This window comes from Aeromonas sp. DSM 116730 (genome assembly GCF_046581335.1).
GTDB lineage: Bacteria > Pseudomonadota > Gammaproteobacteria > Enterobacterales > Aeromonadaceae > Aeromonas > Aeromonas rivipollensis.
Genome location: NZ_CP144265.1, coordinates 328,957 through 345,235, shown reverse-complemented (window position 1 = coordinate 345,235; position 16,279 = coordinate 328,957). Strand labels below are relative to the sequence as shown.

The following is a 16,279-nucleotide window of genomic DNA, read 5'->3' as shown; positions in this document are numbered from 1 at the left end:
GGGATACGTGCTTGCTGTTTACTAAAGAGAAAAATAACTATGAGCGTCTACTACACACTCTGTTTCTTGGCAGCCTTGGCGATCTTCATCGCCTTTGCCAACCAGTATGTCGTGAAGATCCAGACCACCATCGCCATCACAGCCGGATCCATGCTGATCTCCGCCCTGATGGTGCTGTTTGGTAAGTTGGGTTGGTTCAATCTGGAACCTCTGGCCGTCGAGACCATGGAAAGCATCGACTTCCAGAACTTCCTGCTGAAGGGGATCCTCGGATTCCTGCTGTTTGCCGGCGGTCTCGGCATCAATCTGAAGGCATTGCGCAGCCAGAAGTGGGAGATCACCATTCTCTCCATAGCGGCGACCCTGCTCTCCACCTTCATCATCGGCTACGGCTTCTGGTTCATCGCCAAGCTGCTGGGCTGGGAACTGCCGCTGGTCTATTGCATGCTGTTCGGTGCCCTGATCTCCCCCACAGACCCCATTGCCGTGCTCGCCATAGTCAAGAAGATGAAGGCGCCGCCCCAGATCGCCATCCAGATCGAAGGGGAGTCCCTGTTCAACGACGGGGTCGGCCTGGTGATCTTCGCCACCGTCTTCGCCGTGGCCTTCGGCGGTGTCGAGCCCACCTTCACCAGCGTGGCCGGCCTGTTCCTGCATGAAGCCCTCGGCGGCATACTGTTCGGCGCCGTGCTGGGCCTCATCGCCCACGTGATGATCAGCGCCACAGACGACGGCTCCCTGGAGCTGCTGCTGACCCTCTGCATCCCGACCGCAGGCTTCGCCTTTGCCAACATGATAGGCGTCTCCGGCGCCCTGGCCATGGTGGTCACCGGCATCATGATAGGCAACTGGACCCGCCAGTCCGGCTTCTCCGAGCAGAGCCGCCACCATCTGGATCACTTCTGGGAGTTGATGGATCAGTTCCTCAACGCCCTGCTGTTCCTGCTGATCGGCCTGGCCCTGGTGCTGCTGGATCTGGCCTGGCAAGACTGGATCCTGCTGGTCATAGCGGTGCCGCTCTGCCTGGCCGCCCGCTTCATCAGCGTCTCCCTGCCCTATGTGGCCTTCCGCAAGTTCCGCAGCTACAACCGCTTCTCGGTGCGCATCCTCACCTGGGGCGGCCTGCGGGGCGGTCTGGCCATGGCCATGGCACTGGCGCTGCCCTCGGGCGTCATGGTGCTGCCGGAGCACGGCGTCGATCTGCGGGAGGTGATCCTGGTGATGACCTACTCTGTGGTGATGTTCTCCATAGTGGTACAGGGCATGACCATCACCCCCATGATCACCGCCGCCAAGAAGGCCAGCGGCGACTACTGAGTCAGTCGCAGACCGTGACGAGCAACAGCAGAAGGGCTCCCTCGGGAGCCCTTTTCGTTGGCGGCGCGGCAGTGAAAAATGTGCCACCGTCACGACACCTCACAATTAGTGTTTGCTTTTTATTCATTTCGAGGAGAGAATGCGCGCCGGCTAGTTAATCAGCCCTGTTTATGTTCGCAATGCTTCAACGTTAGATGAATCCTGCCAGTACCCACATAACCTTCCTCTGATTTACTCGCCTTGAGAACCGTCAGGCTGTCTGCCTGCGTTGCCCGGCTCTCACGGTGCAGACCCGATCTGCCCACCCAATTTGAACTATGCATCCGCATATTCCTTGATAGTGCAGACGCCCGTGATTCGGGCTGGGTATTCCTGCGCGGATTCTGACCGCGTCTATTGACCTAACATTTGCCAAACAAGGAGCAACTATTTAATTTATATAGAGAAATACCATGATGAAAGCCGTACAGACACACAAACCCCTGCGTCGCAGCAAACCCATCAACCTGCCCGTGCAAGAGCATGACTATGATGCGTTTCTGATCCAGTTCAGCACCCGCTCCAGCGGTGGCTTCGCCATCTCCTGTGATGGTATCCCTGGCGAGTTCTCCATCGAAGAGCTCAACTGATCCTGCCCACCGGCAGCCTCAGATGCAGACAGGCCGCAACTCACGGCGGCCCCTTTGTCTCCCTCGCCTCCAGCCTTGTGATCCCCTCTTCTGATTGACGGCCCTGCCATCCCTCAGACAGTGCAGGCCTGGGTATCGGCCGCTTCCAGCAACAGACACTCGTCGGCATCCTCGCTCAGCCTGACCAGACGGCTGCGCACCAGACCCAGCTTGCCCAGCAGCGCCACAGATCGCTCGTTGCCCGGGGTGACGATGGCGATGACCCGCTCGATACCGAGCCGCTCCCGCCCATCCTGCAACGCCGCCCGTGCCGCCTCTATGCCGTAACCCTGACCGCGATAGGCAGGCAGGAAGGCGTAGCCTATGTCTTCGCACGGCAGGGTATCGCGCTTGATGAGCCCGCAGATGCCGATCCTGGCCTCGTCTTCCCGTCGCATCACCAGATAGAGACCATGCCCATGACGGGCATAGCTGACCGCCGGCCCCTGTTGTATGTACTCTTCGGCGTCACTCAGGGTGCGCACCCCGCGATCGCCTATGTAGCGGTGGAAGTCGCCGTCGTTGAGCAGTTCGAGGATAAAGGGGGCATCAGCAGTGGTTAATTCGCGCAGGGCGAGGCGCTCGGAGAGGATCATGGCAAAGGCTCGTGTGATGGGAACAACAGCCATCAAGACTGCCCCCATGACGGGCGCTTGGCAAGATCCCCGGCCAAAAGGAGGCCGTCATGGACCGCAAGCCGGCCGACCGCAGCCGACATTTAGTCCCTGCCACATGAGTCGCGCGGCGGTTCCGGCTATACTGCCCGCCCTATCCCACAGAACAACAAGCAGGACACTCCCCATGACGGACACCACCGAATTCTTTGACGAACAGACGCTGCTGGAAATGGTTGAAAACCAGCTCGCCGACGGCCATCCCCTGCAGGTGAAAGCCACCCTGATGCGGCTGGTGATGAAGGGCACCCCGCGGGACGAGGCGCTGCAATACATCGCCTGCGCCCTGGGTGCCGAGCTGATGGCCATGGAGGCGGATCAGGGCCCCTTCAACCTGACCCGCTACGCCGAGTTTCTCGACAGCCTGCCCGAGATGCCCTGGGCCGAATAACGCCCCTCATCAGGCAAGGCGGACGACCAGCCATTATCATTACTGCCACCACCAATGACGGGAGTAGGCAGATATGCGCTGGCAAAATCGCCGTGAGAGCAGCAACGTGGAAGACAGGCGCCAGGAAGGCGGTGGCAGCGGGGGCGGCGGCCTGCCCATAGGTGGCAAGGGGCGCCTCATCCTGATCGTGGTGGTGATGGTGGCGGGTTACTACGGCGTGGATCTCAGCCCCTTGCTCGACGAGCCGTCCCGGCAGAGCCAGGCGCCGCGCCAGAACCTGTCAGAGCCAGCCAAGGATCCCCTGGCCAGATTCACCTCAGTGATGCTCGCCTCCACCGAAGATACCTGGGGCGAGATCTTCTCCCAAAGCGGCAGCCAGTATCAGCCTCCCAGGCTGGTGCTCTATCGCGGCGCCACCCAGACCGGCTGCGGCCAGGGCCAGTCTGTCATGGGCCCCTTCTACTGCCCGGCGGACAGCACTGTTTATATCGATCTCTCCTTCTATCAGGACATGCGCGACAAGCTGGGGGCCGATGGCGACTTCGCCCAGGGCTATGTGGTCGCCCACGAGGTGGGCCACCACGTGCAGCACCTGCTCGGCATCTCGACCAAGGTGCGTCAGCAACAGCAAGGGCTGAGCCAGGCCGCGCAGAACAAGCTGTCGGTCAAACTCGAATTGCAGGCCGACTGCTTCGCCGGGGTCTGGGGCTACCATATGGAGCGGGAGCAGGTGCTGGAGCACGGCGATCTGGAGGAGGCGCTAAACGCCGCCCAGGCCATAGGCGACGACCGCCTGCAGCAGCGGGGTCAGGGCCGGGTGGTGCCGGACAGCTTCACCCACGGCAGCTCGGCCCAGCGCCTCGCCTGGTTCAAGCGGGGCTTTGACAGCGGCAAGCCCGCCAGCTGCGACACCTTCGCCGCCCGCTGAGCCGGGCCAGACGACAAGGCCGGATCCCCAGGGATCCGGCCTTGTCGCATTCAGCAGACGGGAGATGGGCCTGCCGCCCTCCCGGGCAACTAGCCCTAAGGGGTCTCATCCGGCAGCAGATCGGTAAAGACGAAGCCGTCCCGCACCACTGTCTCCCCCACCCGGATGGCCAGGGGCCGCTGGAACATGGGACCATCAAAGGCCAGGGTGTGGAACTCGCCGTTCTCGCCGCAGGGGTCCACCCCGGCGGGCAGGGCCGCCAGCAGGGCCGAATCGAACTCGTGCCCACCCAGGCTGGCATCCAGCTTGCCGGGATCCAGGGTGCAGACCCTGGCCTTGAGGCCGGCGGCCATCATCTGCTGCGCCAGCTCCCTCGTGTCGCTGCCCCAGAGCGGGAACAGCGGCGCTATGCCCGTGCCCGCCAGCTGTTTCTCCCTATAGGCGCGCACATCCTCGAGGAAGAGATCGCCGAATGCCATGTGGCGGATCCCCATGGCCAGCACATCCTCGATGAAGCCGGCCATGACCCGGCCATAGTCCTCGTTGCTGCAGGGCCAGGGCAGATCGATGCAGTGCAGTGGCAGCCCCACGCACGCGGCCTGCTCCGTCAGCAACTGCTTGCGCACCCCGTGCATGGCCACCCGCTCGAACGCCTGATTCAGGGTGGTGAAGAGCCCCACCACCTCGATCGCCGGATCCTGGCGCAAGCGATGCAGGGCCCAGGCGCTGTCTTTTCCGCTGCTCCAGGAGAGCAGTACCTTTTTCTTCGTCATGACCTCTCCAATCCCTTGCCGCAAGGTGCTGCAAGACAGTGTTGCGAATTGTGCGATTTACTTCCTGGGATACAAAAGCATACCCTCGTGGGTGAGCGTATCCCCGCAGAGCATGGGGGAGAATAACTAAAAAAACGATGGGAAACATAAGGATATGACTAAAGTCAGCACACATCATGACCACAATCGCCCCCTCAACCGACAGGATTACAAGACCTTAAGCCTGGCGGCGCTGGGCGGTGCCCTCGAATTCTACGACTTCATCATCTTCGTCTTCTTCGCCGTGGTGATAGGCGAGCTCTTCTTCCCGGCCGACATTCCCGAGTGGCTGCGCCAGTTCCAGACCTTCGGCATCTTCGCCGCCGGTTACCTGGCCCGCCCGCTGGGGGGCATCATCATGGCCCACTTCGGCGATCTCATCGGCCGCAAGCGGATGTTCACCCTCAGCATCATCCTGATGGCGCTGCCGACCCTGCTGATCGGCCTGCTGCCCACCTATGCCACCCTCGGCATCGCCGCCCCGCTGCTGTTGCTGCTGCTACGGATCCTGCAAGGGGCCGCCATCGGGGGTGAGGTCCCGGGGGCCTGGGTCTTCGTGGCCGAACACGTGCCCGCCCGCCGGGTCGGCGTCGCCTGCGGCACCCTCACGGCAGGGCTGACCGCCGGCATACTGCTCGGCTCCCTGGTGGCCACCGCCATCAACCGCGGCATGAGCCCGGTGGAGGTGAGCGAGTGGGGCTGGCGTCTGGCCTTCGTGCTCGGCGGTGTGTTCGGCATAGTCGCCATGTACCTGCGCCGCTGGCTGCACGAGACCCCTGTCTTCGCCGAGATGCAGGCCAACAAGGCCCTGGCCGAGGAGCTGCCCCTCAAGACGGTGCTCCGCGAGCACAAGGGCAGCGTCATCGTCTCCATGCTGCTGACCTGGCTGCTCTCCGCCGGCATAGTGGTGGTGATCCTGATGACCCCGACCTATCTGCAGAAGGTCCATGGCATCAGCCCGGCCGATGCCCTGACCGCCAACTCCCTGGCCATAGTGGCCCTCACCCTGGGCTGCATCTTCTACGGCCGCCTGATAGACAGCCTCGGCAGCGGCCCCACCTTCGTCCTGGGCTCATTGCTGCTGGCCGGTGCCACCTATGCCTTCTACCACGGCCTGGCGGCGGGCATGGATCAGCTGGTGCCGCTCTACATGCTGGCAGGCTTTGCGGTGGGGATAGTCGGCGCCGTGCCCTATGTCATGGTCAACGCCTTCCCGCCCGTGGTGCGCTTCTCCGGGCTGTCGTTCTCCTACAATGTGGCCTACGCCATCTTCGGCGGGCTCACTCCCATGCTGGTGACGCTGTGGATGAAGAACGACGTGCTGGCGCCCTCCCATTATGTGGTCAGTCTGGCCGCTCTCGGCTTCGTGCTGGGTCTCTGGCTCTGGCTGCGCCAGCGCACTCAGCGTCAGGTCACGCCACAAACCGCCTGATCAATGGGGGCCCCGGACTGTCGGGGCCCCTTCGTTCCGGCTATATTCAGCCTGGCTGCCGTAGAGTAGCCCCCCCCTTAAGGCCAGACCCGCGTCTGGCCCTGTTGTTTTCCAACCACCCCGAGGTGCAAGATGTTTTTCCAGGTCGTATTCATCGCCTTGCTCGCGCTGCTGCCCATGGTCAATCCCCCCACCACGGCTACCCTGCTGCTGGGATTGAGCAAGGGCATGTCCCGTGAGCACGTACGCCGCCAGATCAACCTGGCCGCCATCTATCTGTTCGCCACCCTCTGCGTCAGCTTCTTCATCGGCTCCTCCATCCTGGATCTGTTCGGGATCTCCATTCCCGGCCTGCGGCTGGCTGGTGGCCTCATCATCGCCTTCATCGGTTTTCGCATGCTGTTCCCCGCCCCCAGCCAGTCCGCCGGGGTCGACATCAACCAGAGCATCGCCTTCGTGCCGCTCACCATGCCCAGCATGTGCGGGCCGGGCACCATGGCCCTGGTGATCAGTGGCGCCGCCCAGATTGCCGAGCTGCCCGACGAGTACAACCGTTTCGTCATCTATGCCGCCATGGTCACCGCCTTCGCCCTGATGAGCCTGCTCAGCTGGGGCGTGCTCAAGCTGGCGGATCCGGTCTGCAAGATCCTCGGCGCCACCGGCATAGACGCCATGACCCGCATCATGGGCTTCCTGCTGGTCTGCATGGGCATGCAGTTCTGCATCAACGGCATCAAGGAGGTGGCGCAGGATCCCGTGTTCCACGGCGCGCCCGTCGTGCAGACGGCCCCGGCGCAGTCACACGCATCCGCCGCCCTCGATCATCTGCCCGCCGCGCGCCAGCCCTGACCGAAAGCGTTGTCATCTCGGATCGGGGATCGTCGCCGAACTTGCGCCTGATCATGTTGCCTGCCCACGGACGGAGTAGTGTGTTTTTTGTACAGGCAAGGTTCAGAGGGTCGCTGCTAACGTGACCCGCGCAGACCCAATCACTTGAGGAGACATGCAAATGGAAAAGATGCTGACCGAGATTGGAAGCTCCAGCCTGTTCCACGAATATCTGAACGTGGTCGGGGCCGTCAGCCCCGCCCTGACCCGGATCAAGAGCAGGTGGGAATACAAGCGAAGCGATCGGCTGGTCGCCCAGATCAGGATAGATCCCCAGGGCAACGCGCGATTCTATATCGACGCCCGTGCCATATCGGCCAACTGAGCCCCATCAACCCCCTTCACCCACCCCGGTCCACTGACCGGGGTTTTTATTTGTGCGCCCCAGAGAAAACAAAACCCCGGCTGCGGCCGGGGTTTGGTGGTGTAGGGTCATGCCGCTGCGCGGCCAAGCCAACCTAGGAAGTGCCGCCCACGGTGAGCTGATCCAGCTTGAGAGTGGGCTGACCGACGCCGACCGGCACGCTCTGCCCCTCCTTGCCACAGACCCCGACCCCGCGATCCAGCGCAAGATCGCTGCCCACCATGGAGACCTGGCTCATGGCCTCTGGGCCGTTTCCGATAAGCGTTGCGCCCTTGATGGGGGCGGTGATCTTGCCATCCTCGATGAGGTAGGCCTCGGAGGCGGAGAAGACGAACTTGCCGGAGGTGATGTCCACCTGGCCGCCACCGAAGTTGGGGGCATAGATGCCCTTCTTCACCGAGGCGATGATCTCCGCCGGATCGTGCTGACCCGCCAGCATGTAGGTGTTGGTCATGCGCGGCATCGGCAGGGCGGCGTAGGATTCGCGGCGGCCGTTGCCGGTGAGTGGCACCCCCATCAGGCGGGCGTTCTGCTTGTCCTGCAGATAGCCCTTGAGGATGCCGTTCTCGATCAGCACGTTGTAGCCCCCCGGGGTGCCCTCGTCATCTATGGAGACGGAGCCGCGTCGGCCCACCAGGGTACCGTCATCGACTATGGTGCAGTGCCTGGAGGCGACCTGCTCGCCGATGCGACCGGCGAAGGCGGACGAGCCCTTGCGGTTGAAGTCCCCCTCCAGGCCGTGGCCCACCGCCTCGTGCAGCAGCACGCCGGGCCAGCCGGCCCCCAGCACCACCGGCATGGTGCCGGCCGGCGCATCTATGGCCTCGAGGTTCACCAAGGCCTGGCGCACCGCCTCGCGCACATAGCCAAACGCCCGGCTCTCCAGCCCGTCCAGCTCCAGGAAATAGTCGTAACCGAAGCGGCCACCGCCGCCGGCGCTGCCACGCTCCCGGCGATCCCCCTTCTCGGCGATGACGGTCACCGAGAGGCGCACCAGGGGACGCACATCGGCGGCGAGGGTGCCATCGGTGGCGGCCACCAGTATCTCTTCATAGACGCCGCTTATGGAGGCCATCACCTGATTGATGGCGGGATCCAGGCTCCTGGCGAACTTGTCCATCTGCTCCAGCAGGGCAATCTTCTGCTGCTTGTCGAGGGTCTGCAGCGGGTCCATGGCCGGATAGAGCAGGTTGGCGGAGGTTCTGGCCCAGGCCTTCACCTTGCCCTGGGCGCCGGCGGCGGCTATGCCGCGGGCGGCGGTCACCGACTGTTGCAGGGCCAGCAGGCTCAGCTCGTCCGAGTAGGCGAAGCCGGTCTTCTCGCCGCTGACGGCGCGCACCCCGACCCCTTGGTCGATGTTGTAGCTGCCATCCTTGACGATGCCGTCTTCCAGCATCCAGGACTCGTGCCAGCTGCGCTGGAAATAGAGGTCGCCGAACTCCACCTGATGGCTCATCAGGCTGCCGAGCAACTGCTGCAGGCGCCCTTCGTCGAGATCGTTCGGGGCCAACAAGGAGGCACTAACCTGGCTCAATAGACTCAATCTTTCTCTCCACTCTCGCTGTGAGACGTCGTAACGGTGAATTCATCCGGTGTGGCCCGGTGACAAGTTCGTATTCGTCGGGTGCAATGAACGAAGTGAATTGCATCGCCAACCCAAAGATAGACACAGGTGCAATGCGCTTCGCTTGTTGCACCCTAGGTCAATCAATACCCCGGAAGTTCGTATTCGTAGGGTGCAATGAACAAAGTGAATTGCACCGCCAACCCCAAGATCGACACCGGTGCAATGCGCTTCGCTTGTTGCACCCGACGTCAATCAACACCCCAGCATCACAGCAAACGGGCGTGTTGCAGCACCGGCATGGTGCGTTTCAATTCATCGACCAGGGCCCCATCCAGCGGCGCCAGCACAGTGCCCTGCCCCGACGCCCGACAGGCCAGCACCCGGCCCCAGGGATCGATCACCATGCTGTGGCCCCAGGTCTGACGCCCCGTCTCGTGGTTGCCCCCCTGATTGGCGGCCACCACATAGCACTGGTTCTCGATGGCGCGGGCCCGCAGCAGCGGCTCCCAGTGCGCCTCCCCGGTCACGGCGGTGAAGGCGGCAGGCACCAGCAGCACCCGGGCACCGGCACGGGCCAGCTGGCGATAGAGCTCGGGGAAGCGCAGATCATAACAGATAGAGAGGCCGAGGGGACCAAAGGGAGAGTCCACCACCACGCACTCCTGGCCGGGGCTGAAGGTCTCGGACTCCCGGTAGCGGCCGTGGTTGTCCGCCACGTCCACGTCGAACAGGTGGATCTTGTGGTAGTGGCCCTTGAGCTCGCCGTCGGGAGAGAACACCAGTGAGCTGGTGTGGATATGGTCGGAACCGGCGATGGTGGTGGGCATGGCCCCGGCCACCAGCCAGATGCCGTGGGTTTTGGCCCAATCGGCCAGTTGCTGCTGGATTGGGCCATCTCCCAGGGGTTCGGCCCCATCCAGATAGCCCTGGCGCTCGCCGAACAGGGCGAAGTTTTCCGGCAGCAGCACCAGCAATGGCCGCTCCTTGGGCAGCGCCGCCAGCTCGGCGGCAATCTGTGCCCGGTTATCCTGCCAGTGACGGCCCGAGATCAACTGTATGGCGGCTAGCCACATGACGCGCTCCTTGTGATGGGGCAAGCCGCCGGACTCTGCATCCTCGGCTTGCGGGGGACTCCCAGCACTATGAGGGGTTCGGGCCCGGGACGAAAGGAATTTGGCACCGGACGCCGCTCCTCAGCGCTGGGCTGGCCCGCCGTGCTTGGGGGTCAGCAGGAAGGGGCTGACCTCCTCGGCGGGCAGGTTGGGCGCCACCGCATCCACCGCCTGCTTCTGCTGCTGGTTGAGCTTGATGCGGGCGCGATCCCGGCCGGCCTCGATCAGCTTGGGGGAGTCCAGCGGGCCCGAGACCCGGAAGTCGATGCGGGTCACCACATCCACCACAGGCTCCAGCAGCTTGGAGAGCGCCAGCACATAGAGTCCGGTGATCGGGGTCAGCGAGAACGCAGCCACCACCGGCAGTGTGCCGCCCAGGTTCGGGGAGAAGCTCAGATCGTAATCGAGACGCCAGCGCACCAGATCGGCGATGCCCTCGCCACGCAGGTTGCCTGCGGCCCCCTTCATGTAGAAGTCGTTGTTCTCCACCACCCCCTGCTTGATCTTGGCAGAGGCCGACATGGACTCGAAGTAGAAGCCCTTGTCGAACACATCGCGAAAATCGAGGCGCAGCTTGCGCATCAGCGAGTCGAGGCTCAGCAGGGAGAGCAGGCGCGCCCCCTTGTCGTTGACCTCCCGCAGTGTGCCCCCCTCCAGCTGGTAATCGGCACTGCCTGCCAGGGTCGGCAAGTCCAGCCGGTAGGGCACGTCACGCCAGCTCAGATCCAGTGCCAGCTTGCCCGGCGCGTCGCCTATGGGCGAGGTGAAGCCGAGTCGCTTGAGCAGCAGCTCGCTGTTCTGGGTGCTGAGGTGGGCACGGGCCCGGGTCTGCATCTGGCCGGGCTGCGCCAGCCACTCGGCGCTCCCGCTCAGGGTACTGCCGGCGAGCCGCATCTCCAGCCCCTTGAGATCGAGCCGGTTGGCACCGGGCACCAGCTCCCCTTTGAGCTCCCCGAGCGGCAGGGCGCCGAAGCGGCAATCCACGCAGCTGAAGGTGAGCCAGGGAATGGCATCCATGATGGCCTTGTCCTGCCTCGCATCGGGCTCGGGGCTGAGATCGGAGCCTTTGCCTGACCAGTGAATACGGGCGAACTTGGCGTCTATGGGCTGCCTGTCCGTCACGGGAATGCGCACTACCCCCATCACCTCGGGGCTATCGATCATCACCTCGGTGGCCAGGTTTGCCGGCCCCACGGTGAAGTGCACCGCCTTGAGGTTGGCGCTGCCGATGTCGGCTCGGGCTAGCAGACCATCGACCCACCACTCCTGGGGCAGGAAGGCGGGACCGACCACCGCATTGCCGCTGCTCCCAGCCCCCTTGCCCGGCAACCAGCGCGTGAGCCGTGCCAGCCAGCCGGCCACGTCGGCCTGGGGCTGATTGATGGCGAGCAGCATGGGCTTGTCTTGCAGCACCCTGGCCCCGGGCTGACCGACGTTGACCCGCACCCGGCTGAGGTAGGGAGCCCCCTCGCCGTACACCAGCCGGCTCTGCATATCCACATCGGCCCCCAGCACGGCGCGAATGTCGGCGCTGCCGTCGCGGCCCCGTGCCGTTACCTTGAGGGGGAGCCGGCTCCCGGGCGCCTTGGTCAGCGGCACTGGCAGATCCAGCCCCATCCCCTGCAGGTTGGAGTCCAGCGCCAGCTGGAAGCTGAAGGCCTTGTTCTCGGGCAGGGTCAACCCCAGGGTCCCCGTCCAGTTGCTGCGCCCCTTGAGCATCTCGAGGGCGGGAATGTCCTGGCGCTGGCGACTGCTGTCCCAGAGTCCCTTGAACTTGAGATCCGCCTGATAGCCGTGGGGCAACTGCTTGCCCCGGTAATCCAGGGTCAGCGGCTGGTTCCACAGGCTGGCCTTGAGGTTGCTGAAGTGCGTGTGCTCGTTGTCATATTCGAGCCGTCCCTGCACCTTCTCCAGGGGCAGATCCAGGGTGGCGATCCTGACGCTGTTGTCATGGAAGTTCGCCTCTCCACTGGCCTTGACCTCGCCCTTGCCATCCAGCGGTATGTCCAGCTTGACCGTGCCCTCCATGGGGCCGCGGATCTCGATCTCCCGCAGCGCCTGCCCCACGGAACCCGCGAGGGGAGACTCCTGCAGGTAACCGCTGATGGCCTGCCCCTCCCCCTGGACCTTGGCATCCACATAGAGGTGTGCCCCGGGGGAGAGATCCGGGATCCAGGCATGCACTGCGTCGGATCTGGCCTTGCCGAGCCGGGTGGCGCTGCTGCGCATGTCCAGACCCGCGTTCTGGAACAGGAGATCAATCTGCAGCTCGGTGAGCGGCAGCCAACCGGGGAAGAACTCGTAGGTGGCCTGCTCCAGCGGCACGGCGACCTGGAAGACCCCCTTGCCGTTGTCATAGGGGAAGTCGCGGAACTCGCCATACCAGAGCAGATCGGCCCCCTTGGCCTTGCCCCCCTTGATGGCGCCGCTCAGGTAGTCCACCAGGCCGTCGCTCATCACGGCCAGCGGATAGTAGCGATCCGCATGGGCCGCATTCTTCACGTCGATGCGACCGGTCAGGGCGAGGAAGGGGTGCTCGAACAGCTCGAGGCGGAAGCGGCTGGCGAGGGTCAAGTCCTCGTTATCCAGCGCTATATCCTGGCCGTAGAGCACCCAGCCTTGCGTCTCGCGCCACCAGTCGAGGCGCGCAAAGAGGCTGTCGACCGGGATAGGCACCTTGAAGTGACGGGCGGGATCCACCTTGCCCTTGCCCAGGGTCAGGCGGGCGCTGCCCCCGGCCGGGGTCAGCCAGAAGTCGCCGTCCAGTTTCTGCAGCCCGGGCACATCGTGCCAGGCCTTGGTCTCGAAGCCCCTGAGCTGCCCGCTCAGGGAGAGCCCCTGCCAGTCGCCATCGGCCTGCAGCACCAGCTCCTGCACCTTGCCCTTGGGCTGGGTGTGCTTGAGGGTGTTGGTCAGGCTGGGATAGAGGCCCGAGACCAGCTGGCTCAGGTTGGCCATCTGGTTGAGATCGATGGCGGGCACATAGCCCTGGATGCGGGAGCCGACCCGCTCGAGCTGCAACCGGCTCTGCAGCCAGGTCGCCCCATCGAGCTTGAAGGTCACGTCATGGCTGGCGAGCTGCCACTCCTCACCGTCGCGCCGCAGCTGGATCTTGCCCCCCTGCAGATCGAGCCGGTGCGGCTCGCCCTTGACCTCGTCCTTCCAGATCAGGTGGTTGTTGCCAAAGGCCAGCAGGGAGTTGCCGAGCCTGCCCCCCTCGAACTCGCTCCACAGCTGGAAGTCGAGCTGGCCGGTCACCTTGGGTTCACCGGCATGGATCCGCGCCAGCATGGGGCTGATGTCCAGCTCGCTGGCCCCCAGGTAGAGCTGGCCCTTGAGCCTGTCGAGGCGCACTTGCGGGGCATCCACGTCGATGATGAGATCGATGGCGCTCTCGCCCACCCCGTTGATGAGGTAGGCCTTGCCCACCCCCTGATGGCGCTTGCCGCGATTCTGCCAGCGCAGCTGGGCGATGTTGAGGGCGCGCACCTCTCCGAGCGCCGTGGTCACGCTCAGGCGGCTGTCATGAATGTCGAAGGTGGAGAGCTGGGTCAGCAGGAAGCGCAGCAGGGCCCGCTGCTGATCCGGGCTCTTCTCGCCGGTCGGGGCGGCCGGCTGCGCCAGATCCAGCGCTATGTCGCCGTCGCTCAGCAGCAGCTGGCCGAACACCGGTTTCCAGTCGTTGATGGAGCGCCAGAAGTCGAGGTGGGCCCACACCTTGCCAAGGCGCAGGGAGAAGCGCCCCGAATCGGGTGCGATGGCCAGCCCTTGCAGCTCGAGGGCCGGGCCGCGCTGGGTCCAGCTCAACCCGACGTGCTCGACGCTTACCTCCAGCTGGCTGTCGCCGAGCAGGGTGGCGATCAGTGCCTGCCTGTGCTGGTTGAGCAGGGGGCCGCCAAGGCGTACCACGCTGACCAGGATGGCCAGCAGCACGAAGAAGACCCCGAGGGCTAACCAGCCCCGACTCAGCCAGCGGTAGATCAATTACATCATCACCACATCGAATTGTTCCTGCCCACAGAGCGGCTCCGTCACCACCCTGACCTGCTTGCCGATGAAGACTTCCAGCTCGGCCAGACTGTGGGACTCCTCCCCCCGCAGGTAATCGGCCACCGAGGGGGCCGCATAGACGGTGAACTGATCCGCATCGTAGGCACGGTTGACCCGGATGATCTCCCGCAGGATCTCGAAGCAGACCGACTCCACCGTCTTGACCCGGCCACGGCCCTTGCACTCGGGGCATTCGGAGCAGAGCACGTGCTCCAGGCTCTCCCGGGTGCGCTTGCGGGTCATCTCCACCAGCCCGAGCTGGGAGAAGCCGTTGACGTTGGTCTTGGCCCTGTCTTTCGCCAGCGCCAGCTCCAGGCTGTGCAGCACCCGGCGGCGGTGATCTTCCGACTGCATGTCGATGAAGTCGATGATGATGATGCCGCCCAGGTTGCGCAACCGCAGGTGGCGGGCGATGGCGGCGGTGGCCTCGACGTTGGTGTTGAAGATGGTCTCTTCCAGGTTGCGATGGCCCACGAAGGCACCTGTGTTGATGTCCACCGTGGTCATGGCTTCGGTCTGGTCGATGATGAGATAGCCGCCGGATTTCAGCTCCACCTTGCGCTCCAGGGCGCGCTGGATCTCGTTCTCCACATCGTAGAGATCGAAGATGGGCGACTCGCCGGAGTAGTACTCCAGCTTGTTCGCGAGCTCGGGCACATACTCCCCGGTGAAGTGCGAGAGCAGCTCGAAGCTCTGGCGCGAATCGACCCGGATCTTGTCGAGCTCGGCACCGACGAAGTCGCGCACCACCCGGAAGGCCAGGCTGGGATCCTCGTAGAGGATCTTGCAGGGCGGGTACTTCTGCTTGCGCTCCAGGATCTTGCGCCACAACCGCTTGAGGAAGGCGGCGTCCTGCTCCAGCTCCTGCTCCCCCACCCCTTCGGCGGCGGTGCGGATGATGTAGCCACCCAGCTCGTCCACATAGCCCGCCACGGTGCGCTTGAGGCGTTCCCGCTCAGCTTCGGACTCGATGCGCTGGGAGACGCCGACGTGGGCACTGCCCGGCATGAAGACCAGGTAGCGGGACGGCAGTGTGATGTCGGTGGTGAGACGGGCACCCTTGGTGCCCAGGGGATCTTTCACCACCTGCACCATGATGTCCTGACCCTGGCGTACCAGCTCGGCGATGTTGCCCGCCTGGAACTGCTCCTTCTCCTTGATCGCCACGCACTCGGTGTGGGGCACTATGTCGGAGGCGTGCAGGAAGGCGGCCTTGTCCATGCCGATGTCGACGAAGGCGGCCTGCATGCCGGGCAGCACACGGCTGATCTTGCCCTTGTAGATGTTGCCCACTATGCCGCGCTTGGCCTGACGTTCTACATGCACTTCCTGCAGCAGCCCGTTCTCGACCAAGGCGACCCGGGTCTCTGAGGGGGTGACGTTCACCAGCAGTTCTACTGACATAAGTTACCTTGCCTTTCTAGTTTTGAATTCTGGCACGACGAACAACGGGTAACTCAGCAGCGAACTGCTGACGAGGGGATTACCGAGTCTGCTCGAGGTGCTGCTTGATCAACAGATCCGTCTCCAGCAGGGGCAGGCCGACCACGGCGCTGTAGCTACCCTCGATGCGGCTGACGAACTTGCCGGCTATTCCCTGGATGGCATAGGCGCCGGCCTTGTCACAGGGTTCACCCGTGCGCCAGTAGGCCTCGATCTCGGCCTCGTCCAGCTTGCGGAATGCCACATTGGTGGTCACCAGCCGCACGTCGCAGCGCTCCGGGGTGGCCAGTGCCACCGCCGTCATCACCTGATGGACCTTGCCGGAGAGCGCCTCCAGCATGTCTTTGGCATCGAGCAGGTCGGAGGGTTTCTCCAGCACCCTGTCCCCCAGCACCACTATGGTGTCGGCGCCCAGCACAGGCAATGCGGTCGGGGCCGCGGCCACACCGGCCATCGCCTTGTCACGGGCGAGCCGGCAGACGTAATCCTGGGGCTTTTCGCCCGCTTCCCGCTGCTCGGGCACATCCAGCCTGAGCACCTCGAAACGGTAGCCCAGCTGGGTCAGCAGTTCATGCCGGCGGGGCGAGCCCGAGGCGAGATAGAGTTGCAGTTCGTTGTGCTTGTTCATATTCA

General features: G+C 64.0%; 14 protein-coding genes. 7 read left to right on the top strand and 7 right to left on the bottom strand.

Translation table 11 applies throughout. From position 1 onward, the window contains the following. Positions 1-39 precede the first annotated feature (39 nt). A complete protein-coding gene (locus Aeroheme_RS01695; RefSeq protein ID WP_106885175.1) occupies positions 40-1,317 on the top strand; it encodes a cation:proton antiporter in 1,278 nt (425 codons plus the stop codon). A 452-nt stretch (positions 1,318-1,769) separates the two neighbouring features. Further along, complete coding sequence (locus tag Aeroheme_RS01690) at positions 1,770-1,946, top strand: hypothetical protein (RefSeq protein WP_005326732.1); 177 nt, start codon at positions 1,770-1,772, stop codon at positions 1,944-1,946. A gap of 113 nt (positions 1,947-2,059) precedes the next feature. Here the strand turns inward: Aeroheme_RS01690 and Aeroheme_RS01685 are convergent, their stop codons facing one another. Beyond that, the gene (locus Aeroheme_RS01685) at positions 2,060-2,581 is read right to left on the bottom strand and encodes a GNAT family N-acetyltransferase (RefSeq protein WP_106885176.1); all 522 of its coding nucleotides are present in this window, start codon (positions 2,579-2,581) and stop codon (positions 2,060-2,062) included. Positions 2,582-2,786: 205 nt separating this feature from the next. On the opposite strand from Aeroheme_RS01685, the gene Aeroheme_RS01680 reads away from it, so the two are divergent. Both Aeroheme_RS01680 and Aeroheme_RS01675 read left to right on the top strand, forming a co-directional pair. Further along, positions 2,787-3,050 carry a hypothetical protein gene (locus Aeroheme_RS01680; RefSeq protein ID WP_111910749.1) on the top strand — a complete coding sequence of 88 codons (264 nt, stop codon included), beginning with the start codon at positions 2,787-2,789 and terminating at the stop codon, positions 3,048-3,050. Positions 3,051-3,123: 73 nt separating this feature from the next. After that, a complete protein-coding gene (locus tag Aeroheme_RS01675) occupies positions 3,124-3,978 on the top strand; it encodes a neutral zinc metallopeptidase (protein WP_411166586.1) in 855 nt (284 codons plus the stop codon). A gap of 95 nt (positions 3,979-4,073) precedes the next feature. On the opposite strand, the gene Aeroheme_RS01670 is transcribed toward Aeroheme_RS01675, so the two are convergent. Beyond that, positions 4,074-4,751 (bottom strand): ATP-binding protein, encoded by a 678-nt coding sequence (locus tag Aeroheme_RS01670; RefSeq protein ID WP_411166585.1) that lies wholly within the window; start codon positions 4,749-4,751, stop codon positions 4,074-4,076. A gap of 154 nt (positions 4,752-4,905) precedes the next feature. Between Aeroheme_RS01670 and Aeroheme_RS01665 the strand changes: the two genes are divergently transcribed. The 3 genes from Aeroheme_RS01665 (at position 4,906) to Aeroheme_RS01655 (ending at position 7,435) form a co-directional block, all read left to right on the top strand. Then, complete coding sequence (locus Aeroheme_RS01665) at positions 4,906-6,222, top strand: MFS transporter (protein WP_106885180.1); 1,317 nt, start codon at positions 4,906-4,908, stop codon at positions 6,220-6,222. 132 nt (positions 6,223-6,354) lie between these two features. After that, complete coding sequence (locus Aeroheme_RS01660; protein WP_411166584.1) at positions 6,355-7,071, top strand: MarC family NAAT transporter; 717 nt, start codon at positions 6,355-6,357, stop codon at positions 7,069-7,071. Positions 7,072-7,231: 160 nt separating this feature from the next. Beyond that, complete coding sequence (locus Aeroheme_RS01655) at positions 7,232-7,435, top strand: hypothetical protein (protein WP_106885182.1); 204 nt, start codon at positions 7,232-7,234, stop codon at positions 7,433-7,435. Positions 7,436-7,568: 133 nt separating this feature from the next. Here Aeroheme_RS01655 and tldD read toward each other — a convergent pair whose 3' ends face one another. From tldD to Aeroheme_RS01630, 5 genes are all read right to left on the bottom strand, one after another. After that, on the bottom strand, positions 7,569-9,017 hold the full coding sequence (gene tldD / locus Aeroheme_RS01650) for a metalloprotease TldD (RefSeq protein WP_163148081.1): 1,449 nt from the start codon (positions 9,015-9,017) through the stop codon (positions 7,569-7,571). A 290-nt stretch (positions 9,018-9,307) separates the two neighbouring features. Beyond that, positions 9,308-10,114, bottom strand: a complete 807-nt coding sequence (locus Aeroheme_RS01645; RefSeq protein WP_411166583.1) for a carbon-nitrogen hydrolase family protein — start codon at positions 10,112-10,114, stop codon at positions 9,308-9,310. A 120-nt stretch (positions 10,115-10,234) separates the two neighbouring features. Beyond that, positions 10,235-14,137: a YhdP family protein gene (locus Aeroheme_RS01640; protein ID WP_411166582.1), complete on the bottom strand. Its 3,903-nt coding sequence runs from the start codon at positions 14,135-14,137 to the stop codon at positions 10,235-10,237. Continuing rightward, positions 14,138-15,607: a ribonuclease G gene (rng, locus tag Aeroheme_RS01635; protein ID WP_025325452.1), complete on the bottom strand. Its 1,470-nt coding sequence runs from the start codon at positions 15,605-15,607 to the stop codon at positions 14,138-14,140. 79 nt (positions 15,608-15,686) lie between these two features. After that, positions 15,687-16,274, bottom strand: a complete 588-nt coding sequence (locus tag Aeroheme_RS01630; RefSeq protein WP_106885186.1) for a Maf family protein — start codon at positions 16,272-16,274, stop codon at positions 15,687-15,689. Positions 16,275-16,279: the final 5 nt, after the last annotated feature.